The 26,431-nt window shown below is 46.7% G+C and carries 24 protein-coding genes and 1 tRNA gene; 8 read left to right on the top strand and 17 right to left on the bottom strand.

Translation table 11 applies throughout. The features are described 5' to 3' along the window. Positions 1-24: 24 nt before the first annotated feature. On the top strand, positions 25-2,169 hold the full coding sequence (locus WCK19_RS14465; RefSeq protein ID WP_342398100.1) for a hypothetical protein: 2,145 nt from the start codon (positions 25-27) through the stop codon (positions 2,167-2,169). On the opposite strand, the gene WCK19_RS14460 is transcribed toward WCK19_RS14465, so the two are convergent. From WCK19_RS14460 to WCK19_RS14445, 4 genes are read right to left on the bottom strand one after another with little or no spacing between them, the layout of a single operon-like run. Continuing rightward, a complete protein-coding gene (locus WCK19_RS14460; RefSeq protein ID WP_342398099.1) occupies positions 2,166-2,471 on the bottom strand; it encodes a hypothetical protein in 306 nt (101 codons plus the stop codon). The two genes, WCK19_RS14465 and WCK19_RS14460, sit on opposite strands and share 4 nt — an antisense overlap. Beyond that, a complete protein-coding gene (locus WCK19_RS14455; protein WP_342398098.1) occupies positions 2,468-3,079 on the bottom strand; it encodes a DUF402 domain-containing protein in 612 nt (203 codons plus the stop codon). Before WCK19_RS14455 ends, WCK19_RS14460 begins: the two co-directional genes overlap by 4 nt. Further along, a complete protein-coding gene (locus WCK19_RS14450; protein ID WP_342398097.1) occupies positions 3,080-3,934 on the bottom strand; it encodes a hypothetical protein in 855 nt (284 codons plus the stop codon). Positions 3,935-3,937: 3 nt separating this feature from the next. Beyond that, positions 3,938-4,582 (bottom strand): L-threonylcarbamoyladenylate synthase, encoded by a 645-nt coding sequence (locus WCK19_RS14445; RefSeq protein ID WP_342398096.1) that lies wholly within the window; start codon positions 4,580-4,582, stop codon positions 3,938-3,940. A 307-nt stretch (positions 4,583-4,889) separates the two neighbouring features. Here WCK19_RS14445 and sucC point away from each other — a divergent pair, with 307 nt between their 5' ends. Then, a complete protein-coding gene (sucC, locus tag WCK19_RS14440) occupies positions 4,890-6,041 on the top strand; it encodes an ADP-forming succinate--CoA ligase subunit beta (protein ID WP_342398095.1) in 1,152 nt (383 codons plus the stop codon). Continuing rightward, positions 6,038-6,892 carry a succinate--CoA ligase subunit alpha gene (gene sucD / locus WCK19_RS14435; RefSeq protein WP_342398094.1) on the top strand — a complete coding sequence of 285 codons (855 nt, stop codon included), beginning with the start codon at positions 6,038-6,040 and terminating at the stop codon, positions 6,890-6,892. The genes sucC and sucD overlap by 4 nt, the downstream gene beginning before the upstream one ends. A gap of 62 nt (positions 6,893-6,954) precedes the next feature. Here the strand turns inward: sucD and WCK19_RS14430 are convergent, their stop codons facing one another. The 5 genes from WCK19_RS14430 to WCK19_RS14410 all read right to left on the bottom strand — a co-directional run bounded on the left by WCK19_RS14430 (position 6,955) and on the right by WCK19_RS14410 (position 10,339). Next, on the bottom strand, positions 6,955-7,569 hold the full coding sequence (locus WCK19_RS14430) for an HAD family phosphatase (protein WP_342398093.1): 615 nt from the start codon (positions 7,567-7,569) through the stop codon (positions 6,955-6,957). Between the two features lie 23 nt (positions 7,570-7,592). Continuing rightward, the gene (gene hpt / locus WCK19_RS14425; protein ID WP_342398092.1) at positions 7,593-8,171 is read right to left on the bottom strand and encodes a hypoxanthine phosphoribosyltransferase; all 579 of its coding nucleotides are present in this window, start codon (positions 8,169-8,171) and stop codon (positions 7,593-7,595) included. Between the two features lie 22 nt (positions 8,172-8,193). Then, positions 8,194-9,720: a tRNA lysidine(34) synthetase TilS gene (gene tilS / locus WCK19_RS14420; protein WP_342398091.1), complete on the bottom strand. Its 1,527-nt coding sequence runs from the start codon at positions 9,718-9,720 to the stop codon at positions 8,194-8,196. Between the two features lie 118 nt (positions 9,721-9,838). Next, positions 9,839-9,910, bottom strand: a tRNA-Met gene (locus tag WCK19_RS14415). Positions 9,911-9,973: 63 nt separating this feature from the next. Further along, positions 9,974-10,339 carry a response regulator gene (locus tag WCK19_RS14410; protein ID WP_342398090.1) on the bottom strand — a complete coding sequence of 122 codons (366 nt, stop codon included), beginning with the start codon at positions 10,337-10,339 and terminating at the stop codon, positions 9,974-9,976. A 200-nt stretch (positions 10,340-10,539) separates the two neighbouring features. Between WCK19_RS14410 and WCK19_RS14405 the strand changes: the two genes are divergently transcribed. Beyond that, on the top strand, positions 10,540-14,715 hold the full coding sequence (locus WCK19_RS14405; protein ID WP_342398089.1) for an adenylate/guanylate cyclase domain-containing protein: 4,176 nt from the start codon (positions 10,540-10,542) through the stop codon (positions 14,713-14,715). 93 nt (positions 14,716-14,808) lie between these two features. Beyond that, positions 14,809-15,573 carry an SIMPL domain-containing protein gene (locus WCK19_RS14400; RefSeq protein WP_342398088.1) on the top strand — a complete coding sequence of 255 codons (765 nt, stop codon included), beginning with the start codon at positions 14,809-14,811 and terminating at the stop codon, positions 15,571-15,573. A 542-nt stretch (positions 15,574-16,115) separates the two neighbouring features. Here WCK19_RS14400 and WCK19_RS14395 read toward each other — a convergent pair. Together WCK19_RS14395 and WCK19_RS14390 are read right to left on the bottom strand one after the other, a co-directional pair. After that, on the bottom strand, positions 16,116-16,922 hold the full coding sequence (locus WCK19_RS14395) for an SDR family oxidoreductase (protein ID WP_342398087.1): 807 nt from the start codon (positions 16,920-16,922) through the stop codon (positions 16,116-16,118). A 52-nt stretch (positions 16,923-16,974) separates the two neighbouring features. After that, positions 16,975-17,820 carry a Sir2 family NAD-dependent protein deacetylase gene (locus WCK19_RS14390; RefSeq protein WP_342398086.1) on the bottom strand — a complete coding sequence of 282 codons (846 nt, stop codon included), beginning with the start codon at positions 17,818-17,820 and terminating at the stop codon, positions 16,975-16,977. Between the two features lie 427 nt (positions 17,821-18,247). Between WCK19_RS14390 and WCK19_RS14385 the strand changes: the two genes are divergently transcribed. The 3 genes from WCK19_RS14385 to WCK19_RS14375 all read left to right on the top strand — a co-directional run bounded on the left by WCK19_RS14385 (position 18,248) and on the right by WCK19_RS14375 (position 20,960). Next, positions 18,248-19,024: a response regulator gene (locus WCK19_RS14385; RefSeq protein WP_342398085.1), complete on the top strand. Its 777-nt coding sequence runs from the start codon at positions 18,248-18,250 to the stop codon at positions 19,022-19,024. Further along, the gene (locus WCK19_RS14380) at positions 19,024-19,989 is read left to right on the top strand and encodes a substrate-binding domain-containing protein (protein ID WP_342398084.1); all 966 of its coding nucleotides are present in this window, start codon (positions 19,024-19,026) and stop codon (positions 19,987-19,989) included. Before WCK19_RS14385 ends, WCK19_RS14380 begins: the two co-directional genes overlap by 1 nt. Before the next feature lie 347 nt (positions 19,990-20,336). Then, entirely contained in the window at positions 20,337-20,960 is a 624-nt protein-coding gene (locus tag WCK19_RS14375) for a PsbP-related protein (RefSeq protein WP_342398083.1), read from the top strand. Between the two features lie 113 nt (positions 20,961-21,073). On the opposite strand, the gene WCK19_RS14370 is transcribed toward WCK19_RS14375, so the two are convergent. The 6 genes from WCK19_RS14370 to WCK19_RS14345 all read right to left on the bottom strand — a co-directional run. Then, complete coding sequence (locus tag WCK19_RS14370; protein ID WP_342398082.1) at positions 21,074-22,288, bottom strand: MFS transporter; 1,215 nt, start codon at positions 22,286-22,288, stop codon at positions 21,074-21,076. A gap of 94 nt (positions 22,289-22,382) precedes the next feature. Next, positions 22,383-24,077 carry a M1 family aminopeptidase gene (locus WCK19_RS14365; RefSeq protein ID WP_342398081.1) on the bottom strand — a complete coding sequence of 565 codons (1,695 nt, stop codon included), beginning with the start codon at positions 24,075-24,077 and terminating at the stop codon, positions 22,383-22,385. Positions 24,078-24,083: 6 nt separating this feature from the next. Next, positions 24,084-24,590, bottom strand: coding sequence for a molybdopterin adenylyltransferase (gene mog, locus WCK19_RS14360; RefSeq protein ID WP_342398080.1), 507 nt, complete (start codon positions 24,588-24,590; stop codon positions 24,084-24,086). A 1-nt stretch (position 24,591) separates the two neighbouring features. After that, positions 24,592-25,284: a lysophospholipid acyltransferase family protein gene (locus WCK19_RS14355; protein WP_342398079.1), complete on the bottom strand. Its 693-nt coding sequence runs from the start codon at positions 25,282-25,284 to the stop codon at positions 24,592-24,594. 121 nt (positions 25,285-25,405) lie between these two features. After that, a complete protein-coding gene (gene cmk, locus WCK19_RS14350; protein WP_342398078.1) occupies positions 25,406-26,089 on the bottom strand; it encodes a (d)CMP kinase in 684 nt (227 codons plus the stop codon). Positions 26,090-26,116: 27 nt separating this feature from the next. Beyond that, the coding region (locus tag WCK19_RS14345; RefSeq protein ID WP_342398077.1) for a hypothetical protein at positions 26,117-26,431 on the bottom strand (315 nt) is incomplete at its 5' end.

Raw genomic sequence — 26,431 nt, 5'->3', positions numbered from 1 at the left:
AGTTGAGGATGAAACACGGGTAAATTGAAAAACAGTTCTGGCTTCTGGTTTCGTCACGCCATACCATTTGGGCTTTACTTGCTAGGAGCCATCATTTTCACTTATCCGTTGGTTCTGAATTTGGGCAGCCGCATTATCAGTACACCCGGTAGTGACGGCTGGCAAAACCTCTGGCATCTTTGGTGGGTAAAGCACAGCCTTATAGACCTTAGAGCCTTGCCCTATTACACCGAGATGCTCTATTACCCCCAACGCATTGACCTGTTGCTCGACCCGCTTAATGTTACTACCGGAACTCTTTCCATTCCCCTCCAATATCTATTCGGGCTGGTTGTAACCTTTAATATTTGGGTTTTGCTGGCAATTACACTGGCGGGTTATTGCACCTACCTATTGGCAGGCTACCTGAGCAATAATTATAGCGCTGCCATAATAGCAGGGTTCATTTTTGCTTTCAGCCCCATCATCTCATTATGGCTCAATCTTGGACAATTGGAACTGCTTTCCGCATTTTGGCTACCACTCTTTGCCCTACTATATCTCAAAACACTAAAAGGTAAAGGTCGCTGGCAAGGGTACGCCGGGTTTACCGCCTTCTCTTTTGTGTTGATGTCACTGACAAGTTGGTATTTTACCTATTACGGGCTGATTTTTGCCGGACTAATCCTGCTTTACCGCTTGATTAGCCGTGAAGAAAAATGGCGCGGCTTACTATTGCGCGGGATTGGTACGCTGCTATTGTCGGGAGTAGCGTTATTGCCGATAGTTTTGCGTACAGCCGGCGCGGTAGGGGGCGAACAAAATGTCGGAAGGCAAAGCACCTTGAATTTCTGGCTCAATTCCGTTGCGCTCCTCGACCTGATAAAACCTGCCCCCACCTTTTTCTGGAAAGCGTTCGGCTTTAGCGATAATGCAAATCAACGCTGGCTTTTTCTGGGGTTCATTGCGCTGGCACTAGCGTTATTGGGATTGGCAGTTAATTTCAAAAAGCAATGGTTTTGGGGAGTAACGGGATTGATTTTCCTCGAACTAGCGCTTGGTCCTACCTTGCGCTTCGACTCTAGTAATAACCTGTTCGCTAAAGCCGCCGATGCTGAAAACGGCATCCTCACTCCCAACCGCTTATTGTATGCCCTCCCTTTCGGGGATATTGCCCGCCGCCCGTTGGTAAGCCTTATTCTGGTAATGCTAGTTTGCGGGATACTGGCAACTTTTGGGCTGGATTTCTTGCTCAAACGGGTACAAAACTACAGGCTTAAAGCGACGCTTCCTGCCATTGTGGCGCTGCTAATCTTTCTGGAGTTCATACCTATCCCTCGTCCGCTGGCAGAGGCTTCTATTAATAGCTTTTATCAAAAGCTGGCGGATACACCGGACAATTTTGCAGTAATTGACCTACCCGATAAAAGCGATGTGCTGGCAATGTACTATCAAACCGCACATGAAAAGCCAATGGTGGGCGGGTATATTGCGCGTGCCTTGCCCTATCCCTTTGCCCAAACGCCCGGTATCAAGGAGTTGCGTAGTACCACCCCTTCTGCGCTATCCCGCGATATATTCGACCCCAACACTCTCGAAAATACTCCGGCGGTTTTGCACTATTTCAATATCCGTTACGTAATTTACCACCTGAACCTGACCGATACCGTCAGCGATTCCTATCGCAAAGCACACCTTGAGTATATAAACGAAGTCTTTCAGGCTGCTCCGCCGTATTACCGAGATTCAGAAATAGTAGTGTGGCGTGTGCCGGATTTGCCGGGCGCAACCAAGCCATGCGGCGCTAAAGCAATATTGCCCGGTAGGTTGGGAGGCTGGAACGAACGTCAGTTTACCGAATCGGGTGAGGTTTTTAGATGGATGGACGGTAATGCAGAAGTTAATTTTTTTAACCCTAGCAAACAGCCATTACGGGCGAAATTTGATACATCTGCTTATAGCTGGAATCAGGCGCGGCGTTTACAACTTTGGCAAAATAAAAGCATTGTCTTTGAGGCACAGGTTGGAACCGAACTCGCCCCCCTGCATTTTGAACTAACCTTGCAACCGGGCGATAATCGGATACAGTTCAAAACTGCCGAACCCGGCACTAAAGAGGGCAACCGCACTCAAGCTATTGCATTTCTGCCGTTCGTAATCAGCAATTCTACCGCGCCGAATTGCGGTTAGTCAGCTTCATCCGAATCAAGTTGAGAGTGCAGCAGATTAATCTGGTCGTTTATCTCCTGATAAGTATCTACACCCAAATCCTGCATTTCATCGCGAATTTCTTCGAGCAAGGACAGGCGGTTTTTCAGGTCGCTGCTTTCTCCATTTTGCCCTCGCCCAGAAAGAGAAAGAACTGCTTCCACTTCTCGCAAGGTACTAAAGCCTACTTCATCCAAATCTTCCCGCAAACTCTCCAACCTATCTAGCGCAAGTAACAGCGTGTATTCCTCTGAAGCTTCACCTTCACCCGGTTTTTTTGTCATGCCTCACCTTCCTTTAGCTTTGTTAACCACAGCCCTTTATGATTCAGCAACCCTTTGAAATTAGGAATTGCTGTGGCAGGTCGCCAATCCAACAAAGAACCGTCAAAAGGGAAAATCCTATACTCAATATTGTATAGAACTTCTTCCAACGCTTTTTCGGCGCGTTCTATAATCTCAGTTGGATAAATAAATTCCCGTTTACGCTCCTCGAATTCCTCACGGTCAAGCACGAACTTTCCCGCAGTGCGTTCGCCTTTTAGGACACGGTCACTATTATCTGTTAATAGCATCACATCAAGGTCGAGGTCAACATAGCGGCATAGTGAGCCGTCCCTTTCAGGCGGCAGCGCAATATTGACATAGTAGTGATGAAAATCCCAGTTAGCACGCCACGCAATAATAATGTTAAAATCCTTTTTTGGAAACAGTAGCGTCAGATTGTGATTTTCATAATGTTCAAGGCGTTGTTTCTTGCCGTTCCAAAAAGGCGTACCAGAGGGGGTGTAAGACAACAATAACTCGGCGGTATCTTCCAACAGCTGCGCCGGATAAAAATACCGATCTATATCAGGATATTTAAAAGATTCGATACGTAGCAAATTATCCATTTATGAACCGGAACCAAGTTTTATATTCGCTAATACCGCCCAAACCACTAAGGCAATGCTGATTACTGATACCGCCAAATATTCCCGCAGCACCGCTTTATTCAGATTGCCCGTTAGATGTGCCTGTAACAAACCAATGAGGATATAGCAAATCAGCAGCGGTACTATTCCCCCTACCAATGCGCTAACCGCCCAGTAATTGAGCGCAAATGCAACCTCGCCGAGAATAATGCCAGTTATCAGGCAAGCTGTTAATACCTTACCGCCGGGTGCGCGAGTCTGCCTTAAAAGCTCGTATGCCAGCAGCAACCCGGTTAGCCCGATGAGCGGAGCGCTGATAAAGGCACGCCATTTGTTTACATACACCGAACTGAATATAAGAAAGCCGGTAAGGTAGGTAGTGATATTCAGCCCGATTACCGCCCAGCCATAGTAGCGGCTTTGCCGCCCAAGGCTGTAATATTGAGCTATTACTACCAACAAAATGAGTAACGAGAATAAAATCGTTCCACTTATCTGTACTACCGCATCGGCAAACAACCGGATAAACAGATATGAACCCACAACCAACATACCCGGTATTATCCAAGCAAAAGGGGCAATTTCAAATTTATTCCTGCCAAGACGCAACGTCGGTAATTTGACCAAATAAATCTGCGGGTGACTTCGCACAACTGCGTCCGCAATTCCCATTGTAATAAGCACCAATGCCGCCAGAATAATGACAGTCAGAGGAAAAACAAGGTTTTGGTCAATATTAGTAGCAAAGAAACCGCCCGCTGGGTCAAAAATCAGCAGGAAAGCTTGCGTTATTGCTATCAGGAAAACAAGGGTTATAATCCGGTCTATTCGCATTTTCTATTCCAGAGCCTCTCGAATGACACGAGCAGGGATGGCGGTTTCTCGCAGCACCCTCAACACTCCCCCGGTGGTATCCACCACAGTTGAATCAATCCCGCCCGGACACATACCGCCATCTAACACTACCTCAATACGCCCTTTAAGGTTCAGCAACACACCATGCACATCTAAAGGGCTATCCTTGCCGCTTTGGTTGGCACTAGTTGCCGCCAAAGGCGAGCCAACCTCGCGAATAAGCGCCAGTGTTAGGACATGCGCGGGCATTCGCACCGCGATTGTATCACCGCCAGCGCAAATAACATCTGGCAGGTCTGGATGGCGAGGCAGGATAAGGGTAAGAGCGCCGGGCCAAAATTTCTCTATCAAAAGGTTTGCCAAATCGTTCACCTCTCTGGCAACCAGCGGCAGTTGCTCCGGGCCTTTTACCAGAATCGGAATTGGCTTTTGCATACGCCGCCCCTTTACATTGTACAAGCGCGTAACCGCCTCGGCATTGGAAGCAATAGTACCAACTCCATAAACAGTATCGGTTGGAAAAGCAGCTAAATTACCCCGGCGAATCTCATCAGCTATAATCGAGATTGCGCGGGAGTCATCGGCGTTGATAATCCGAGTTTTCAGATTTGCTGGAAATGAAGTCATACTTATTAATAAAATAAAAGTTTGTGATACATTATGTTATACTCGACAAGCTAGAATTATAGCTATACCTGCTAAAACTAGGTTCATTATAGCATACCAATGCCTATACAAAAGCCTTGTTGTGAATTACATAACCTAACCTATATATAATTTAGCAACATTGTATAGTCTAGCGTCAACCCAATAAGTTGCGAAGGATGGGTGGCTAGAGTACAATTTATCCAGCGTTTGTGGAAAAATAATTTTCTCGGTGGGTGCGCAAATTGTTGCGCTTAACCTCAATAATTCAAATTAAAAAGGAGAGGCCATGAAGATACATGAGTATCAGGCCAAAGAAATTCTGCGCCAATATGCTATACCGGTGCAGAAAGGCGAAGTTGCCACTACTCCTGCTGATGCCAGAGCAATTGCCGAGAAATTCGGTAAAGCGGTGGTCGTCAAAGCACAGGTGCATGCGGGTGGGCGTGGCAAGGCAGGCGGCGTGAAGTTTAGTCCCACCGTTGATTCGGCTGAGCAGAATGCTACCAAAATTCTGGGAATGGATATTAAAGGCAGTACCGTTAAGAAGGTGCTAATTACGGATGCCGCCGATATTGCCAAGGAATATTATTTGGGCATGATTATTGACCGCGCTTCCAAAGGCATTACCATTATGGCTAGCGCCGAAGGCGGTATGGAAATTGAAGACGTTGCCAAAGAAAACCCTGAAAAAATCATCAAAGTATTAGCCGATCCCTTCATGGGGTTGCTCGATTATCAGGCACGCGACATCGCCATCGGGTTGGGGTTGCCCGCCGATAAGCAACGTGGCTTTATGACCATTGCCAAAGAACTTTATAAAGCCTTCATATCAAATGATTGCGAGATTCTCGAAATCAATCCGCTGGTTATTACCGAACAAGGTGATTGGCTGGCGTTAGATGCCAAACTAGTGTTTGACGATAACGCCGAGTTCCGCCACAAAAAATTATTTGAGTCGCTGCGTGACCTTGATGAGGAAGAACCGGCTGAAATTGAAGCTCGTAATGCTGGCTTGAGTTATGTAAAGCTAGATGGTAACATCGGTTGTGTGGTTAACGGCGCAGGTCTGGCAATGGCAACTATGGATTCGCTCAAACTCTACGGAGGCGAACCTGCCAACTTCCTAGATATTGGCGGCGGCGCAAAAGCCGAAAAAGTAACCGCGGCAATTCGCATTATTCTAAGCGACCCTAATGTTAATGCTATTCTGTTCAACATCTTTGGCGGCATCACTCGTGGAGATGATGTAGCAAGAGGTATTATTGCCGGGTTGACCGAAATCAAAACCAGCATCCCAATTGTCATTCGCCTTGTGGGTACTAACAGTATAGAAGGGCGCAAGATTCTGGAAGAAGCAAACCTAAGTAGTGCCGAAACTCTAGCAGAAGCAGCGCAAAAAGTGGTGACAATTGCCAATGAAAGAGAGGCTGGAAAATGAGCATACTGGTAGGCAAAAACACCCGGCTTCTGGTGCAGGGTATCACCGGAAAAGAGGGTGGCTACCACACCACCCAGATGCTACAATATGGCACTCCGGTTGTGGCAGGCACTACTCCCGGTAAGGGTGGTACTAAATTTGAAACCGTACCGGTTTTTGACACCGTGCAGCAAGCAGTTGACCTGACTCGCGCCAATACTTCGATAATTTATGTGCCTGCTCCATTCGCTCCAGACGCAATTTTGGAAGCGGCTGATGCCGGCATTGAACTGATTATCTGCATCACTGAAGGCATTGCAGTACAGGATATGATCAAGGTTTTCCACCATGTAAAACGCAAGGGCGCACGCTTGATTGGACCTAACTGCCCCGGTGTTATTACTCCCGGCGAAGCTAAAGTAGGCATCATGCCCGGCTATATCCACACTCCCGGCAATATCGGGGTAGTGAGCAAGAGCGGGACGCTTACCTACGAAGTAGTGAATGCTCTAACATTAAAAGGTTATGGGCAAAGCACTGCGGTGGGTATCGGGGGCGACCCGATTATCGGCACTAGCTTTATAGATGTGCTGGAACTATTCGAGAAAGACCCCAACACCGAAATAATAGTGATGTTAGGTGAAATCGGCGGTAATGCTGAAATACTGGCAGCCGAATACGTGGCACATCATGTCACTAAACCAGTGCTAGGCTTTATCGCAGGACAAACCGCTCCGGCGGGCAAGCGCATGGGGCATGCAGGCGCAATTATTAGCGGCGGTGAAGGTACTGCGGCTGAGAAAATTGCCGCATTCAAAAAGTACGGTATTAAGGTTGCAGATAGCCCGGCGCAAATCGCCGACCTGATTTAAGATGGAATAATAGCCGCTAGGGGGAAAACACCGGGAAGAATTATAACCCGGTGTCCTAGCGGTTATTCTATATCCAAAATAAGCGCCTTTAGCTGCTCAATTACCTGAGTTTCATTCTGAAAATGAATAACGCTAAAGCCAAGCTTCATAGCATTTTCCAAATTCTTGCTCTGGTCGTCCACGAAAACGCATTCCTCCGGCGCAACTCCCAAACTATCGGCGACTAAACGGTAAATCGCGGGGTCTGGCTTGGCAAGCCCAACTATACTGGAATTTATCGCTTCATCAAACCAGTCATAAAAACCTAAAGCTCTCCAGTTTTCCGTAAAAGAAGGAATAGCGTTGCTCAGTATGGCAAGTTTATAATTAGCCTTCAGCGATTTCAGATAATCTACAAACTCGGTCTGAACCGGCACCGAATGATAAAAGCCTAGCCTTACCCACTCGATTTTTTCGCTGCCTATTTGCAAGATTTTTTCGACTCCAGCCCAATATTCTGCCTCTGAAATCAACCCAACCTTAGCACGGTTCCACAATTTATTCTGCTCACCAAAAATGCCCGCCTTAAATTTTAGCGGGTCAATTCCCAACGCATCGGCATATTTTGCAACATTGATGCGCCCGGAAGGAGCTTCAACCAACACCCCACCGTAATCAGCCACTATAGCTTTAATCATAAATTCCTGTTATGAAATGATTTTTATTGCTTTTCTTCTTCGAGAGCGCTAGTAATAACATCGGGCTTGAGAACCCCGATATAAGACAAGTTGCGATAGCGTTCGGCAAAATCAAGCCCATATCCTACCACAAACTCATCTGGAATATCAAAGCCGATATAATCAATTTCCACATTGCTAACTCGGCGGGACGGCTTGTTGAGTAGGGCGCAGATACGCAAGGAGTTAGGGTTACGCGCCCACAAATTATCAGAAAGGTAATTGAGAGTCAACCCGCTATCCACAATATCTTCTACAATAAGCACATTGCGACCTTCAATTGGTTTATCAAGGTCTTTCATGATACGCACAACCCCGCTCGACCGGGTGCTGGAACCATAGCTGGATATTGCCATGAAATCCATTTCCAGAGGAAGATTGATTTGCAACGACAAATCAACCATAAACATTACCGCACCCTTAAGCGCACCAACTAGCAAGAGATCTTGCCCGCTGTAATCGCTGGTAATTCTAATTGCCAGTTCTGTTATTTTCGCCTGTAAAGTTTCTTCATCAATCAAAATCCGAGCTATATTGTCTTCAATATTGTTCTGCTCCTGCATGCAATAGCCCTTCCTTATGGATTCATGTAAAACTGATTGAAAGCCTTAAAATTCGGCTGGTTTCATCTGTCACCTTGAACTCATCCCCGATAGCAAACCCTACCACCCATACAATTTTATCACTATCTTCGGCAGATTGCGGTAGCCGCACTACCAAAGGATACCGCTCCCGAAATTGGCGTGGGATTGCCACATCTACCATGTAATCCTGCAATTTCTTACGACCGGGCGCACCTAAAGGTTTAAAGCGTTCTCCGATGTTTCGCCCTCGAATTAGCAGCTTTGCGCCCGTTTTATCGGCATCCAACCTTGCCACCCAACGGTCTGTTACCCAATCAATTTCTTCATCTACTTCAAATACATCACATTCAAGCAATGCCCCTTTGAAATTTATGCGAGCAGGAGCTTCTATTTCAATTGCCTGAGCTTCATCCAGCAGCAATCCAAAATCGGGAATTAGCTGTCCCCGAAAACCTAACACCAGATTCTCATTGTAAACCTGCGCTTGCATATTCCCCGGCAATATTATTTTCCAGCCTACTTTATCGAGGTTAGCTAAAATACCTTCGATATGCTTATGTTCCAAGTTCTCCAAGCGCTCTTTGAGCCGGAAATAAGCCAATCGAAGCGTCCGTCGCTGTAAAGCCAACGGGAAGCGTGAAAACCCGGCAAGGTTGAATACAATATAACGGTCATCCCAATCTCTAGCTATCTTGGGTTCAATGAAGAAACTCCCGCTTTGATTAGCCCTAACTATGCTCGCCCACTCTTCATAAGCAACAATTCTCTCGGAAGCTAGATTAATCCAGCCTTCCTGCTCCACTGCAACGCTAGAAAGCGCCGCCGCCGTTAGTTCATCCAGCCATTCCTCTTCGTCCGCTGCCAAATTAGCAAAACGGGCAAGGCTGGCGGCAGCTCCATGCTGATATTTTTCTTCCAGTAAAGGCAAAAGCTCATGCCGAATACGGTTACGGGTATAGCGCATATCATGGTTAGTAGAATCATGGTGTGGTGTCAACTTGTGAACAGAGCAATAATCTTCAATTTCATTGCGCCATATTTCCAGCAAAGGGCGACCTACCCATAAATTAGCTGCCTCGCTATAGGGCAAGTGAGAAAGCGGCAATATGCCCGCTAAGCCTTGCAAACCCGAACCGCGTAATAAACGCATCAACACCGTTTCAGCCTGATCATTGGCAGTATGCGCTACCAATAGCAGAGGAAAGTCGAAATTGGTCATTATTTCGCCGAAAAACTTGTAGCGGGTGCGGCGGGCAGCTTCTTCCAAACTCGCGCCTAGCAACTTTGCCAGAGCGGGGACATCCTGATCTTTCAGATGGCATTGCACCGAAAGCGACTTGCACAATTCTATGACGTAATCGTAATCATCTTTGGCTTCTTCGCCACGAATACCATGATTTAAATGCGCTACGTGAATTTCAAGATTCAAGGCTTCTTTCAAGCCTACCAAAGCATGCAAAAGAGCTACCGAGTCGGGTCCGCCCGAAACCCCAACCAACACACGAATAGGGCTAAAACTCGAAGTCATTCGCTGAGCGTACTTATCAAAAAATTGATTTAAAGCGGTATTTAAGCTCATAATAGTGGTCAAAATAAAAATCACACATCGCAACTTGGCGTATGTGTGACGGTAGTAAAAAGATAAGTTGCGGGGGCAGGATTCGAACCTACGACCTTTGGGTTATGAGCCCAACGAGCTGCCACTGCTCCACCCCGCGTTGTTATTACTGATATATAATACTCCTATAAAGAGCATGAGTCAAACATTCTCAAGATATAGGTTATTTCCCTAACAATACCAGCATTTTATCTAACAAGCGGGTTAATTCTAGGGGCTTGGTATCATAATCATCACAACCCGCTGCAAAAGCTTTATCGCGGTCTCCTGACATAGCGTGAGCGGTAAGCGCAATAACCGGGATTTTTCTGGTCATTGGGTTAGCTTTTAAGCGGCGGGTTGCTTCCCAGCCGTCCAAGACAGGCAAGCTCATATCCATCAGAATCAGGTCAGGCTGTTCAATTCCGGCTACCGTCAAGCTTTGCCCGCCATCAACCGCATGTATTACTTCAAAACCATTACATTCAAGATGCCGGGAAAGCATATGCCGGTTCATCTCATTGTCTTCCACAAGAAGAATTTTCACCATTTTCAGCACTCCTATGAAGCTTCCAGAAGCCTATTATAGCGGATTCAAAGCTCAAATTCACCTGAAATTGATAACATATTATGACTTGAAAAGTGTTAAATTTTAATCTTATCTTTATTGGTGTACAATAAGAATAGCTAATTTGTTAAATGTTAAGTAGGATTTAAGTTGCATTTCATTGCGGGTAAAACGGAGTTAAAATGACAACGCTACCGGAAGCCCTCGCTAGTTATGTTCCGGCGCTGGTAGTGCGGAGAGGGCTTGATCCATTAGCCATCTATGACAAACCCCAAGTAGAGCATTTCCCCGCCGCTACTCTGTTCGCCGATATTTCAGGCTTTACCACTCTCGCTGAGCAATTGGCGCAACGTGGTCCGGTTGGTGCTGAAACTCTCAGCGCGTTGCTTAACAACTACTTCGGGCAACTTATCGAATGTGTGCTTTTGCACGGAGGAGATGTAGTAAAATTCGCCGGAGACGGAGTGTTAGCAGTATGGAATGTGAGCAATACCAAAGATACTCTTGAAACCGCCGTATTACGCGCTACTCAATGTGCCATTGAGATTCAAGAAAGGTTGAACGATTACGCCCCCTCTGAAGTAGCCCGCCTGTTCATACGAATCGGTATTGGCGCAGGAGAATTATTCACTATACATTTGGGTGGCGTTAATTTTCAGGACAAGAACGGTAATCAGCTACCGCCTCGCTGGGAAGTACAACTCACTGGCACTCCCCTGGCTCAAATGAACAACGCTATCGGGGTTGCCCAACCCGGAGAGGCGCTTCTATCGCCCGAAGCATGGGAATTAGTAAGTCGAAAGTGTCGCGGAAAGCTTCGAGAAGGCGGCAATGTTAATCTTTCAGCAGTGCTGGAACTACCTGAACCGGCTCCGCTTTTCTTGCCGGAAACTACGCCTGAAGCCGAACTTTGGATTCGTTCCTATATACCGGAAACGGTGCTGGCACGCCTTAACACCGGACAAAGCGATTGGCTGGAAGAGTTAAGGCGCATTACTGTTCTATTCATTAATCTCCCCTCCTTTAATTTTTCTGAAAAGGGAACATTAGAAAAAGCGCAAACCCTAATACAAGAATTACAGAAAATCATCTACCACTACGAAGGCAGCATCAATAAGCTAAGTATAGATGATAAAGGCGCTACATTAGTAGCAGGGTTCGGCATGCCGCCGCTGTCGCATGAAGATGACCCCGCGCGAGGCTTGAAAGCTGCTCTGACAATTCATGCGCGAATGCGGGAACTGGGATACCACAAGCCTATTGGAGTATCCACTGGGCGCGTCTTTTGCGGTCTGGTAGGCAATGAAAGGCGGCGCGAATATACTGTAATAGGAGATGTAGTAAACCTTGCTGCAAGACTTATGCAAGCAAGCGAAGATGAAATCCTGTGTGATACCGCTACCTTCCAAGCAAGCCAATCAAATTTCAATTTTGAATCCCTTTCTCCTATCACCCTAAAAGGTAAAAGCGGACTGGTCGCAGTATTTCGCCCTACCGGAACGGTAAAACGCGACCACCGTCAATTTAACGCGCTGGTAGGGCGCAAAAAAGAATTGGAACAGCTTGAGGAAAAGCTGGTAGCTTTGAAAACAGAGAAACAAGGCGGCGTTATCCTAATCGAGGGCGAAGCTGGTATCGGGAAATCGCGTTTAGTACAGGAATTGATACTTAAAGCGGGTGAAATGCGTGTCACTGTTTTTTCAGGCGCAGGCGACTCGATTGAGAAATCTACTCCATATTATGCTTGGCGCAGTATTTTCAGCCAGCTTTTCGACCTTGAGATTTTGGCTGAACCTGAAGACCGCCGCCGTCATATTCTTGACCTGCTAGAGCTTGAGCCGGATCTTTTGAAGCTTGCCCCATTACTAAATACGGTTCTAATGCTTGACTTGCCAGAAAACGAGATAACTAACCAACTTGCAGGGCAGGCGCGTGCCGACAATACTCTCCACATTTTGTTGAAAGTCTTAGAGGTATCCACTACGCGCTCACCGAAAGTAGTTATATTGGAAGACGCACATTGGTTAGATTCACTTTCTTGGGCTTTAGCAGTGCAAGCCAAACGTGAACTGCCTCATCTTTTGCTGGTAATTGCTTTACGACCTCTAGAAGAAACCAATGCTTCTGAGTTGCGGCAATTAGCCCAAACTAAAGAAGCTACATCATTACAACTGGATACCTTGCAACCAAAAGATGTGGTTGAATTGGCATGTGAACGGTTGGGAGTAGTAGAATTACCAGAATCGGTGGCAAATTTAATACGCAACAAGGCTCAGGGTAATCCTTTCTTTGTTGAGGAATTGGCATACGCTTTAAGAGATACAGGAGTAATCCAAATCATTAAAAGTGAGTGCCGGGTTGCGCCTTCTGCCGGAGATTTAAGTAACCTCAACCTGCCTGATACAGTTGAAGGAGTTATCACCAGCCGTATAGATTTGCTTAGCCCGGAACAGCAATTAACTCTAAAAACCGCCAGCGTAATCGGGCGTATCTTTGCCTATCGTATCCTAAGGGACATTTATCCAGTTGAACAAGACAGGGCAAAACTTCCCGACCACCTCTCAATAATGGCGCAACTAGATTTGACTCCGTTAGAATCGCCTGACCCCGAACTTACCTATATTTTCAAGCATGTAATTACACAGGAAGTTACCTATAACCTTATGCTATTCTCCCAAAGGCGGCAATTGCACCGCGCAATCGGGGAATGGTATGAGCAATCCTATGCGGATGACCTAACGCCGCTTTACGCGCTGCTGGCGCACCATTGGAGGAAAGCCGAAGTTAGGATAAAAGCGCTCGAATATTTGGGTAAAGCCGGTGAAGAAGCGCTTCGAGGCGGTTCATACCAAGAGTCGGTGCGTTTTTTCAGTGAAGCCTTGATAATTTTCGGTGAGCGATTTGGGGTTGGGGCTAACTCTGGAAACAACCTAACTTCTCAAGCCTTGATAAATGCACAATGGGAGCGTCAACTTGGGGAAGCTCATTATGGTTTGGGTAATTTAGATGAAAGCCGCATTCATCTTGAAAAAGCATTGTCTATACTAGGTGTGCCTTTTCCTGAAACCCGCCGAAAATTGGCGTTGAGCCTGATAAAACAGGCTGGTGTACAAACATTGCACCGTGCAAGAGGGAAATCCGGGTTGGTAAGACTCTTATTGCCGCCAAAAACGGAACTCGACTCCGAAACCTTATTGCAAGCAGCGAAAGCTTATGAAGGATTAGGGCAGGTTCATTATTTTGATAACGCCACAATGCCTTCAGTTTATTCATCGTTTCAGGCGATAAATCTAGCGGAATATACCAAGCAAACTCCAGAACGCGCCCGGCTTTACGCAAATATGTGTATTGCGCTTAGCTTGATGGGACTTGGTCAGTTTGCCGAAGCTTACGACCAGACAGCCGGAAAGATGGTACAAAATATTGAACAATCTCCGGTTAAAGCATGGGTTTTTCAAGCCACCGGAACCTACCGTCTGGGCAAAGGAGATTGGAGGAAAGCCTATGAATCTCTTGAAAAAGCAGTACGAATTAACGAGGAGTTTGGCAACCGACGTAGTTGGGAGGAAAGCTTAGTATTGTTGGGATATGTAGCTCAACATCGGGGTAGTTATTCCGAAGCCTCAGAATACTATAACGAACTTTATAACAAGGCGCACAGCAACGGACATGCACAGTCACAGGCATGGGCGCTATTAGGGCAAGCTGCTTGCACTTTACGCACCGGGAAAAGTAATGAGGTAATCGGCTATTTGGAAATGGCATCAAGTCTGTTAACTGAAACGCTGGATAAAGTGGATGAAATCCGTTTCTATGGATTGTTGGCATCGGCGCGTTTGCGGTTGCAGGAATGGCAATATGCTGCCCGGCAGGCTGCTGCTACCGCCGCCCGGTTAATAGCACAAGCTCCCCCTTCTACCGTATATTCTTATGAAGGTTATAGCGGAGTGGCAGAAGTTTATCTGGGACTTTGGGAGAGTGAATCAAGCACGAGAGCAGCAAAAGAGTTTCGATTTTCACTTGGCGAAATCCACGACTCGACTTTAAAAGCGTGCAAAGCAATGGATAAATACGCGCGTATTTTTCCGATTGGATTACCACGCGCAACGTTATATCGGGGCTTATACTACTGGCTTTCAGGGAATACAGATAAAGCGCACAAACTATGGATCAGTAGCCTTAGACACGCCTTGCGATTGGGTATGCCTTACGAGCAAGGGCTGGCACATTTTGAAATCGGCAGACATAGTTATGGCGAAGAACGTAAAACCCACTTGAATTGTGCTATTGAAATATTCGAACATCTCAACATCCCCTTTGACCTCGAACGAGCCAGAACCATTTTGCACGGGAAATAATTTTTTTAGAATCCTGTGATTTTTCAATTTCCGTCTGCGTTATAAATAGTGGAGAACAGGAACTGTGAAAAAATACATGAAAGGATGATTTATATGAATCTGAAACGTGTAAGTTTATTTATCGGTTTGGTGTTGGTTGCGGCAATAGCAGGCGTGTTGGGCGGGTTAGTCTTTACCAGCAAACCTTCCAATAGTGCTGAAGCGCAAAGTGCAGCTACCGGAGGTTCACAAAATGGCGTAGCGGTTAGCGGTGAAGGCTGGGTTATGGTAAAGCCGGATTTATTGAGCTTCAATGTAGGTGTCACCTTAAAAGCATCAACTGTAACGGACGCGCAAAAACAAGCCGCCGACAAAATGGACGGTATTAACGCTGCGCTGAAAGCACAAAACATCAAAGATGAGGACATCCAAACTTCGGGCTACAGCCTCAACCCTAACTATATTTATAATCAAGGGCAATCTCCCCGTCTGGACGGTTACAACATTAATTCAACTATCATAGTTACGGTGCGCGATTTAAACAAAGCAGGCGCAATTCTGGATGAAGTTGGCAAAGCGGGCGCAAACCAGATTTATGGTATAACTTTTGGGCGTGACAAAGAAATTGACCTGATTAAACAGGCACGAGTTAGCGCGATGGCAGATGCACGCACCAAAGCCGAGCAATTGGCACAAGCGGGCGGGTTTACGCTAGGGGGCGTAATCAATGTAGCCGAAACTGGGACAAGTCGTTCAAATGATTATCTGAAGGCGCAACCAGTAGCGATGCCCTCCGGGGGCGGCGATACTTCTACAGCTATTGAAGGTGGTCAGTTCAAAGTAGTGGTAAATGTGCAGGTAACTTACGCCATAAAGTGACTACTCCCTATCGCTAAAGCGAAAGGGCTTCTACGGTATTGCACCGATGCTGTATAGTCCTACAGCAATTAGAGTTGCAGACATTCCACCGAATAGCGATTGTATAGCTGACCCGGTGATTGAATGACACTTACGCAAAAGCCTTAGTGCTTTTACTCAGGGGAAGGACTTACCCTGAAACCCGCTAACACTATTATTTTGTTTAGGTGCAAACTACGAGGGGAGTATAGCAGAAATGAGTTCAAATTACAAACAAACGTACTAACTGTGGGATTACTACGGCTCGCTTGCGCGAGTAAGGTGCGCTTTATATCTACAGCGGCTAAAGCCGCGTGGTTTTACGGCACTTTTTATAAGTTGATAGATTATAGATGCCTCTTTCCCGCTATAGGAAAGAGGCATTTTTATTTATATCTGTATGGCGGGCTTGAAGACGTACCCAGTGCCACAGGTCAGCCCTTTGCTGCTCTTAAACCTGCCGCCTGATGAACCCTACTAATGGTTTTGCCCGCATTTTTAGCGGTAACTGATTCCTTCTATCGCTATTTCCCATCAGATTTGTAGATGAAAACAGTCATAAAATATACAATCCGGCTCATCAAGGTGCGAGGCAAAATTCGGGTGGCAAACGCCGTTGCATTTGTAAACCAACTAACCAGCTCATAGGGTTTTCCTTTCTCAAAGGCTTTTAGACCAACCTCTACTACCCTTTCTGGTTTATCCATCAGCCCCATAAAATTCAGCTTTGCTTTTGACCCCATCACATCAAAGAAACCGGTAGAAACCGGACCCGGACAAAGCGCAAACACTCGTATGCCACGCTTCCGATAATCTGTCCATAGCGCCTGACTCAGGGAAAACACAAAAGCTTTTGTGGCGGCATAAGTCGCCTGCCTGCCGCCACCTACGAAGCTCAGTACCGATGCCAAATTTATAATAGCCCCTTCGCCTTGCTCCAGCATGTCAGGAATATAGGCGTGGGTTAAATCCAGTAAGGCTGCTATATTCACCATCACACACTGCTGTTCCAACTCCGGTGATATAGTTTCAAATGCGCCCAGTGTAGAAAATCCGGCATTGTTCACCAATAAATCTACCCGCCATCCTGCCTCGCGGGTAATTTGGTGGACACTTTGCGCCGCGCCGGGCTTCCCCAAATCTATCGAAAGTATGTCCACGTTAACCTTATATTGGTTGCTCAATTCGTGCGCCAAGTTTCTCAGCTTACTTTCGGTACGTGCAACTATTATTAAGTTCATTCCGCGCTTCGCCAACGCTCTGGCAAAAACCTCTCCGATACCAGAAGAGGCTCCGGTGATTAGCGCAGTTTTCCCGACGTAGTGGTACATGTATTCCTCCTTTAAGCAAAACGTCAATTTACTATGATGTTCTGGTAATTTTTCAGCCTTGTGCGACATCGAGTCTGGTTAGCGCTTCCAGCGCACCTGACGATAAGCCAATTGCTCCTGAAGGCACTTTGTAGTCTCGTAGGTTGATGCGAATTAGGGTAGTTCCTGTACGCGCACTTTCATTCTCGCAGAAACTACGCACCGACGGAATTGCTGTACCAGCCCCCAACTCTATCACTACCACTTGTGCCTTTGCGCTCCGCAATCCCGACATCCAATTATGCAAGCGGTTCTCCTGTTTTTGGGTACGTTGAGAGTCCCAGCCCCAATCCCCAAACATCATAATATTTGGACGCAGTAAAGCGCCGCACTTCGGGCAGGTTGGGAGAGGTTCGGCAGCCCGCATAGTCTCCATATTGATGTTGACTTGAAAAGGCGCAGCGTCTATTATCCCCACTCCGCAATTGGCGGTACATTGCATCTGATGAATTGAGCCGTGTATTTCTGCAATACGCGCCGAGTCAAAGCCTGCCTTCTGAAATTGCCCATCCACGTTGGAGGTGAACACAAAATAGCCGTGCTGCATTCGCTCTCCCCACTTCCGCAGGATTTGAAAGCCTTGATGAGGTACGGTATCGCGGTATAACTCCAGCCGATGTCCGTAGAAACCCCACGCCATTGCCGGGTCGTTTTTGAACCAAGTAGGGTTAGCCATCGCCGAGAAGCTTTTGTTATGCTGCCCATACACCGGGTAGGCTTCCCAAAAGCCGGTATCGCCCCGGAAGTCCGGTAGCCCAGAGTCAACGCCCATTCCTGCCCCTGCCCCTATGATTAGAGCTTGTGCAGACGCTATAGCTTTTGCTGCTGCAACATATTTTTCCTCGTATTCGTTCGACATTGCAGTTCCTTTCGATTCAAGTTACAACTAACTATATGATTCTATATTCGGACATTTCTATCGTTTCGTTCTTTCCAATTGGTTGCCTAGCCCGTAATCCAATATTGCGCCAATTCCAAACGCTTCCTAGTGAGTACACACAACAAAAAAGAAAAGAAAAAAGCAACACAAATCCGTCATAGTGTGATAAAAAGAAGTTAGTAAAACCACCTTAAGCACAATAGACGGATTGTATGAGTATTGTAGCAATAGAAACAATGTTGGACAAGTGCTGCCACAAGACGGACCACTGTTCAGATAATGTAGCAAATATTAACTAATTTTAGTGTGCAAAACGCTAAAAAAATGGTATCATACGTAAATATATTGCAGTACCGTTATCATGATAAATTTCAAATTGGTAATCATTTCAAGAGAGATTCAGGGAATGAGCGTTCCTGAAGAGCAAAACAAGTCAGAAACTCAAAATAATAAATCCAAAAAAATCAGGTACGATCTGGCTAAGATTCGCGCAACAGAACCTGCGCGTATTTTGCTGGTTGATGATGATTCTGCTACACAGGAAAGCCTTGCCTATGTGTTGCGTAAAGAAGGCTACAAGGTAGCAATTGCGAGCAGTGGCGAAGAAAGCTTGCAAATGTTGGACGAGTTTTCGCCCGATATTTTGTGTATTGACTATATGATGCCTGGAATGGACGGTCAGGAACTGGCAAGGCGAATACGTCGCCGCCATGACTTGCTCTACATCCCCATAGTAATGCTAACCGCCGCCGGAAACATCGAAAGCATTAGGCTTGCCAGCCTTAATAGCGGGGTGGATGCCTATCTGAACAAACCTATCTCCAAAGAAGAGTTGAAAGTCACCATTGTTAGCATGCTGCGAATCAAAGCAGCACAGGACAAAATGCTGGAAGCTTTGGATAAGGTTGCCGAAGTTCAGGATGAGCTACTCATGTACGAGCGGGAAAAAAGCCAACTTGAAGCAATTCAAGGGGTGATTGCCGCGTTCACCGGGGAGCTTACCCAACCCCTGAAAGTAGCCATGATGGCGGTTGATAAGTTAACCGGACTAGTGGCGCAAGATACAGAAATAAGCTTAGAATCGAAAACCAGCAAGGAAATATACCTCAAAATCATTAAAGATGCTCTGGAGAAAGCGCAATCAGCCCTGCTACGCCTAAGCGAGGAGAAACAGGTACAGTAGTGTTCTCCTGCCGATGGTTACAAAATCTCACTCTGGTACTTTTTCTATTTCTGCCACTATTTTTATTAGGCGGCTGTTCGCTTGAGCGGAAAGAGAGCGAAACCCGCTGGCTTGTGGTAGCAGTTGACCAGAGTCTGCTTCAGGATGGCTTAATCACAAAACTTATCCCCACATTTGAAAAAGAAAACAACATAAAAATTAAGGCTCTTCCAGTGGATACCAGCGAAGCGATTCGTTATGCTAAAGCGGGCGGGGTGGATGTGTTATTGGTTAGCGGTGGAGAAGAATTGCTCAAGTTCGCAGGAGAAGCACCACCACTTAAACCCTTTTCTGGTATCCCTGACCCTACGCCAACCGCCGCACCTCAACCAACTCCAACCCCAACCGCGCTACCCTTTGAAATGCCTTTCGCAGAACGAAAACAGGTGCTATGGAGCCAACTGGTAATGATAGCGCCTGCCAATGACCCCGCCGGAATTGCCGCACAACCTAATGTGGCGAAAGGTCTTCAGCGTATCGCCGATTCGAATGCGCTCTATTTTGTAGCCGGGCGCGAACCGGGTCTGGCAAGTCAGGTAGAAAACCTCTGGAATATGATGGGTAAATACGATATACCATCACGCGGTAAGGGTTACAAAGTAGAAGATGCAGGAATGATTGAGCTATTGCGAATAGCTGAAAACGCACACGGTTATACAATAATACCCCTAAATGTGTACTTAAATAATCGTCAAGAAGGTAAATCAAAAATCATTTTTGATAAAGATTACGCTCTGTTTATAAGCTATGAAGCGGCGATTCGCAATTATATAAGTATCCCCGGTCAAGACATAAATCTTTCTAGAAAATTTGTGGACTTTCTACAAGCAGCTTCTACTCAAAACATTATCACAGAGTATAGTAATGACAATGGGCAAACCCACCCCTATCGCCCGTATTGGTTTCCGGTATATATTCCACGCTAACTTAACCCATTGCCTCTGTTTCTAGTATCTGCTGATTTACTCTATTGCGGGTGGTTTCCCGGCAACTTTTAAGTTTTTTGTGCATTAATAAAATGTGATGCAATGCTCTTGAAAACATTAAAAATATCGGTAGGTTCATAAATTTTCGACCATCGTTAGTACAAAAGTAGTATAGCTTTAATCACAAATTCCTGTACAATAATAATTACTATTTAGTTCAGCATAAACGTGAAATTCGTCACATCACCCCGTTGAAATTTCTGGTTAAATACATACAGCATTAACAGCTTTTGGCTATTCTCGGTTACCTACCCCAATTAAACATTGTAGAGGGTGAGGGTGTAAAAATGATAGTACAACAAGTTAGAACCCATAAAACTTACGCAGGTTTCTATTTACTGAATCTTTTAGCGCTTGCACTTCTGGCATTGGCTGTTCTTATACTGTTTTTCTTCAATACCAGCCGTATTAGCGCAGATACATCCGACAATTATGTAGAATTTCGCAACGAGCTTAACCATTTCTCTATAAGTTTCCCGGCAAATTGGCAAGTAAATGTGGAAAATGAGAAAGCCGGAGTCACCACTATTACTTCGGCGCTTCCAGTAGATGTGCAAGAGGGCGGATTGATTGACCCGCGCCTATACCATGATAATAGCGGCAACAACCTAATGCAAAACTTCAGCAAAATTGATGTGCTGAGTTATGCAGTGGAAAGCGGTACTAACGCACGCGACTTCTTGACAGCGCGTACCTCTTACGGCACAAGCGGAAATCTCACCGAATTGACGATTGATGGCGTTACGGCTTTGCGGCTAGATGTCAATATGGCAGGTGCAACCGCCGGACATGAGATGTCAAAAATATATACCAGCGTTTATTTAACTAAAAATAATCGTGGTTATATTATTGCTGGGTTCGCTTCGCCGAATATCTTCAGCAATATAGTTAACAGCTTTAAAGCTTGGTAGATAGGGCTAAAGGTTTCTCAAGCAAGCCGCCAATTCTGACAGGGCTATAATTTCCTTTGGGCTATTGCCAACCGCAATTGTTCCACAATATAAAATAGCGGCTCATATTAACTTCACACAGAGGCAGAAACCTGCTCCGGCGAAATAACCTGTGGCTCTTTTCTCTCCGGGCGCAAAAGCCAACTAAGCAACATTACCCCTAACGGCAAAAGCGCAATCACAAACATGGTTTGCCCCAAACCGGCAAAGTCGGCATATTTGCCTAAAGCTGCCGCGCCTATCCCTCCAGCCCCAAAGCCTAACCCCAAAGTCAAACCGGATGCCAGCCCGATATTATCGGGCATAGCCGCTTGCGCCAGCACCACCGTGAGCGAAGAAGCCGAAATAAGCGCAGCGCCTGCAATCGCCAGCGAAATTACCTGAATAAACCCGCTTGAATTCAGGAATAGTAGCAGAGTGGCAAAGGTGATTAACATCGAACCAATCATAATAGTACGAGTGCCGAGCAAGTCGGCTAAACGTCCGCCTAATAAAGTGCCAACCGCTCCCGCAAAAAGAAAAGCTGAGAGCAGGAATGCCCCGTATTCTTTGCCGCCCTCCTGATTGATAAAATAGAGCGGAATAAAGGCTACCATTCCGGTTTGAATAACCGAGCGAAGGCTGATAACACCCATCAAAATTGACATTGTAACCCGCACGCTTTGCCCATTCGACACTATCACTCTAGCTTTTTTCTTGCCAATTTGACGCGCAACGGCAGCCGCCCGATAACGAGAAAGCAGCGGTTGCAACCGCAAAAGCGCGATAAAACCGATTGCGCCCGGTATGAGTAAAGCCAACGCGCCGGGAGTGCCAAATATCGCCACCATAAAAGTGAGGTATATCGGACCTAGGGTAAAGCCCAAATTACCGCCTACAAAGAAAAAGGAAACCCCTGTTGCTTTGTTAGGTCCACTCACATAATTGGCATTGCGAGAGCCTTCCGGGTGGTAAGCGGCTGAACCAAGTCCGCTGAAAATCACTGCCAGCAATACCAACCAGTAGTCCGGCATAAACAAAACCAATACCATCCCCACCGCCGCCATTACGCAACCAAGCGGTAGTAGCCATGCCAGCGGCTTTTTATCGCTCAATATTCCGAATAATGGCTGGATAAAAGAAGAGGTGAGGCTGTTAAGGGTGATAATCAGCGCAGCAGCGCCGTAATCCAGTTTGAAAGTAGCGTAAAGAAAAGGTATCATTACCGCCAACGAACTGGTTTGCATATCAACGGTCAAATGCCCAAGCGCCAATGCGCTCAAGCCTATTTTATTGGTTTTGTATTCCACTATAATATACTCCTAAAAATTATAACCCTGAAAGCGAAGGGGTGTTTTAGATATTATATATAATATTGTCAAGGAAAATCTAAAGGCGCAGATTCTAGCGATCCTGTGCGCCCTCCTTTGCTTGCATCCAGTGGCGATACATCGCAGTTACAGTTTCTTCCCGCCCGGTTCCGGCGGCAAATTTCAGAGCATCGAGAAAATCAGCGGGAGCGGCAAAACGATAGCGGTTGCGCTCAAGATAAGTGCGGGTAAAGCGAGCGAATACTTCATCCCCATAGACCTTACGAAAAGCTTGATAGAATAGCCCACCTTTGTTATAAACCACTTGTAGGTACAGGTTAAAATCCTTCCAAGCATAAACGGGTTGAGCCACAATAGCATCCTGCCCTGAATCTATCAGGTTGCGGAAGCCATTGAGCATGTATGTACTTACAATGCGCTGCCCTTCAGCCTTGCTTTTGAAACGCTCGAAATAAAATACCGGCACGTACTGAGTCAGGCTTTCATCCTGCCACGCTTCCTGCACCTGATCATTGCCCACCAACCCGTACCACCATTGATGTGCGGTTTCGTGCGCTACGGCATATTCCATACTCAAAGCGGCGCTATAGTTATAATAGCGCGTGGTAATCAGAATCATGGCGGGGAACTCAAAGCCGCCAAAACTTGCAAGGGACGCTTCCGCCATTTTGAACTCAGCGTAGGGATATACCCCGAACAGAGCATTATAAGTAAGCAAGGCATTTGCAGCGAAACCGGCAGCACGCTCACCCCAAACGCTATCGCGTTCTAGATAGTACCCGGTAACTAAGGTCTCTCCCGCTTTAAGGCTGATGGATTGGTAGCGCGGGCTAAGCGTAGCCACCAAATCACGCACCGGTCCGGTAATAATCCAACTGGTGCGGCTGCCATCCTCATTATCTTTGCTATCCAGTATTTTACCGTTAGCCACTATCACATTTTCAACAGGGGCAGTCAGCCACAGGTTAAAAAAGGAAACCCGTGAATTGGTAATATCACCCTGTACATTATACGAGTGGCTATCCCAACCACCATAGCGGGTATCGTAAACCGCCACTTGAGGATACCAAAAAGTCAGAGAAAGTAGTTGATTAGCGGCATCATATTTGAAATATTCGTATTTGCCGGGTGGCGGAAAATCAAGGGTAAAATCTAGTTCTACCACCACTGTAGCGTCGGGGCGCAGATTATCGAGGTTTATTTTCAGTTGTGCGCCATCATTTGCCAGAACAGTTACAGCCGATTGCCCGTTCACTCTTATGTTTGAAACCTCAAGCGGCTTTCGATAAGCAGGGTCAGTTGGCGCGTTTGCCCACAACCACAGGTAAAGGCTATCCAGTGTTGCTCCGGTATCGTTAGTAAAAAATAGCTGTTCGCTGGCTGAGCCGCTTGCTACTTCTCCATTTATGTCAAGTTGTAGCGCAAGGTTATAAATCGGGGCGGTCTGGTTTTGAGGCAGCTTTATATCGCCACTATAAGCGGGTAACATAGCTTTTTCTTGTTGCGACAGATTTGGACGCATAACCGTTTGGTTAGGAGTAGCAGGTTGCCAAGGTAATTTACCAGATAGCACAGTAGAATCAGTAGAAATAGTGGGGCTTGGTGTGGCTGGATTAGAGTTTGCAGAAGTAGTAATCGGGCTAGAAGTAACCGGATTGAGCGTAGCAGTAGCAGGACTCAGGGTAATAGACGGTTGTACACTATCGCCACAGGCAGCCAACAACAGTCCCATAAGAGGTATGACAACTAACACAAGCCGAAATTTCATCGCTCTTTACGGACTTGGGGCGCAATCTGACGTGTCGCCAAGGATTTTCTCCAACGCATGAGCTAGAGCCGGGAGGATTGGCTCTAACGATTCACGCGCTCCTTTGGGGCTTCCGGGTAGGTTTATGATAAGAGTTTGTCCGCGAATACCTGCCACTGCCCGCGAAATAACTGCCATTGGAGTTTTTTGCAAGCTGGTAAAACGCATTGCCTCTGCCATACCCGGCACTTGTTTCTCAATTACATTTAGAGTGGCATCGGGTGTTACATCGCGAGGCGCAACGCCCGTACCTCCGGTAGTCAGTATCAGGTTGAGGCGCAAATCATCCGACCAGTTTTTCAATTTGGCTTCGATAGTCAGTCTATCATCGGGGATAATTTCGTAAGCTTCTACCCGAAATGAATCGCCTAGTTTCTCGGTCAATAAATCGTGCAGACCGGGTCCGCTGGTATCTTGCCTCTCACCCCTTGAGCCTTTATCACTCAGCGTAAGTATGCCAACTCTGAACTCCATACTAACCCTCGTATTTTTCAACCGGACTTTTAATGTTTCTAGAATTAGCGCGGCGAACGCTTTCTTCTAAAGCCTCGCGCTGGCGTTGCGCTTGCCGCTCTGCCACTTTAGCAGGGGTATAATAGCCTTGATATTCTGGAGGCAATAAGTCGGCAATTTTGTACATCATTTGGTCAGTCAGTTCTTCTAGGCTGATTTTTCGCCCATCGGAAGTTATCCGGGAAAGGCGATAAGGCTTGCCGATTCTTACCACCACTTTGGGACGAGAGAAAACACCGCGCCGCTTGCGAGCAATGAACTCTGTGCCTATCACCGCCACCGGGACTACCAGCGCGTCACTACTGACAGCTATCAACGCTGCGCCGCTATGCCCTTCGATAAGTTGGTAATCGTCGCTACGATGTCCTTCTGGGTATAACAGAACCAATTCACCTTTTTTCAGAAGCTCGGTACTGAATTGCAACGCCTGACGGTCTGGCTTGCCGCGCCTGACCGGATAAGCGCCCATCAGACGTACTAGCCCACCGATAAAAGGCAGGTTCAGAAATTCGATTTTGGTCATGGCGAAGTAGGGGCGGGGTAAAATATTTTGAGCAAAGGGCAAATCCCACATGCTCATATGATTAATTGTAACAAGCACTCCGGTTTTCTGACGCGGCATGTTCTCGCGCCCGATAACGGTACAATCGCTCACGGCAAATACCACCAGAAACCTTAATAGCCAGTTAAAATAATAGAGCAACTGGTGTAAAAGCTTCCGCGTTGGGTATTTAATTCTCTGCCATGCTTTTTTCAGCTTACCCCACCATATATTTTCAGTCGAGTATTTTCGCTATTTCAGCCTTAATTCGCTCCAGAACTTGCTGAGGATTCAGATTATCAGTGTCAATTACAATTGCGCCCGGCGCTACCACCAGTGGAGAAACCGCCCGCTGACTATCCAGTTTGTCGCGCTGTTCAAGATTTTGGCGGGCTTGCTCCTCGCCGCTTCCGGCTTGCCGATTGCGACGCATCGCTCTTACTTCGGGAGAGGCATCCAGAAAGATTTTAAGTTCGGCATTCGGTAACACCACGCTGGCAATATCGCGCCCTATCATGATAATAGTTCCGGCGCGTTCTGCCATTTCACGCTGCTTCTGCACCAGCGCGACCCTTACCTCTGAAATTGCCGCTATTTGCGAAACGATACTTTCCACCTGTGGGTCACGGATTGCCTGACTAACATCCTCTCCATCCACTAACACAGTGTATTGCCGTCCGTCAACTGCTTCTTGGGGAGTGACATCCCTCGCCTCAAAGTTTAGATTTTGTGACAGCCTTTCCAACTCTGCTATATTTGAAGGGTTAGTTCCGGTTCTCAGCGTTAAAAGCGCTACTGCCCTGTACATTGCGCCCGTATCAAGGTAAGGGCAAGCAAGCATGTTTGCCAGCATTTGCCCGATAGTAGTTTTCCCCACGCCAGCAGTACCATCAATCGCAATTTGTAAGCGTCGCTTCACAAAAACAATTTCTCCTGTTTAGATTTTTTAGCCTTTACGGTCGGGTCTGCGCCCAGTCCCATTGCGTGCGGCGCCGGGAGGAGCGGAGGGTCTTCGATGCGGTTGTCCGCTTCTGCGTTCAGGCGGGCGACCCGCGCCTCGTTCCGAACCTTGATGAGAAGGCTGACCCGTGCCATATCTGGGTGGTCGCCCACTTCCGCCTTGTTCCGGTGTGCCATTTCTTCTTCGCTCGCTATCCCCTTCCGGTTTCCGCCAGAAAGCGTGACCACTCCTTCGTTCCGGTACGTTATCCCCTTCCGGTTTGCGCCACGGAGTTTGCTCACGTCTTTGCTCAAACGGACG

The sequence above is a fragment of the Candidatus Chlorohelix sp. genome (assembly GCF_037138995.1).
Lineage (GTDB): Bacteria > Chloroflexota > Chloroflexia > Chloroheliales > Chloroheliaceae > Chlorohelix.
The sequence above is the reverse complement of the archived record's forward strand: the minus strand, read 5'-3'. Positions and strand labels throughout refer to the sequence as shown.

Excerpts from the sequence above, each read along its gene's own strand:
- WCK19_RS14455 (WP_342398098.1), bottom strand. The coding sequence starts at position 3,079 with ATGGATAATTTGCTACGTATCGAATCTTTTAAATATCCTGATATAGAT.
- WCK19_RS14385 (WP_342398085.1), top strand. The coding sequence starts at position 18,248 with ATGAGCGTTCCTGAAGAGCAAAACAAGTCAGAAACTCAAAATAATAAA.
- WCK19_RS14405 (WP_342398089.1), top strand. The coding sequence starts at position 10,540 with ATGACAACGCTACCGGAAGCCCTCGCTAGTTATGTTCCGGCGCTGGTA.
- mog (WP_342398080.1), bottom strand. The coding sequence starts at position 24,590 with ATGGAGTTCAGAGTTGGCATACTTACGCTGAGTGATAAAGGCTCAAGG.
- WCK19_RS14395 (WP_342398087.1), bottom strand. The coding sequence starts at position 16,922 with ATGTACCACTACGTCGGGAAAACTGCGCTAATCACCGGAGCCTCTTCT.
- WCK19_RS14410 (WP_342398090.1), bottom strand. The coding sequence starts at position 10,339 with ATGGTGAAAATTCTTCTTGTGGAAGACAATGAGATGAACCGGCATATG.
- WCK19_RS14450 (WP_342398097.1), bottom strand. The coding sequence starts at position 3,934 with ATGCGAATAGACCGGATTATAACCCTTGTTTTCCTGATAGCAATAACG.
- sucD (WP_342398094.1), top strand. The coding sequence starts at position 6,038 with ATGAGCATACTGGTAGGCAAAAACACCCGGCTTCTGGTGCAGGGTATC.
- WCK19_RS14400 (WP_342398088.1), top strand. The coding sequence starts at position 14,809 with ATGAATCTGAAACGTGTAAGTTTATTTATCGGTTTGGTGTTGGTTGCG.
- WCK19_RS14430 (WP_342398093.1), bottom strand. The coding sequence starts at position 7,569 with ATGATTAAAGCTATAGTGGCTGATTACGGTGGGGTGTTGGTTGAAGCT.
- hpt (WP_342398092.1), bottom strand. The coding sequence starts at position 8,171 with ATGCAGGAGCAGAACAATATTGAAGACAATATAGCTCGGATTTTGATT.
- WCK19_RS14390 (WP_342398086.1), bottom strand. The coding sequence starts at position 17,820 with ATGTCGAACGAATACGAGGAAAAATATGTTGCAGCAGCAAAAGCTATA.
- sucC (WP_342398095.1), top strand. The coding sequence starts at position 4,890 with ATGAAGATACATGAGTATCAGGCCAAAGAAATTCTGCGCCAATATGCT.
- WCK19_RS14365 (WP_342398081.1), bottom strand. The coding sequence starts at position 24,077 with ATGAAATTTCGGCTTGTGTTAGTTGTCATACCTCTTATGGGACTGTTG.
- WCK19_RS14375 (WP_342398083.1), top strand. The coding sequence starts at position 20,337 with ATGATAGTACAACAAGTTAGAACCCATAAAACTTACGCAGGTTTCTAT.
- WCK19_RS14445 (WP_342398096.1), bottom strand. The coding sequence starts at position 4,582 with ATGACTTCATTTCCAGCAAATCTGAAAACTCGGATTATCAACGCCGAT.
- WCK19_RS14460 (WP_342398099.1), bottom strand. The coding sequence starts at position 2,471 with ATGACAAAAAAACCGGGTGAAGGTGAAGCTTCAGAGGAATACACGCTG.
- tilS (WP_342398091.1), bottom strand. The coding sequence starts at position 9,720 with ATGACTTCGAGTTTTAGCCCTATTCGTGTGTTGGTTGGGGTTTCGGGC.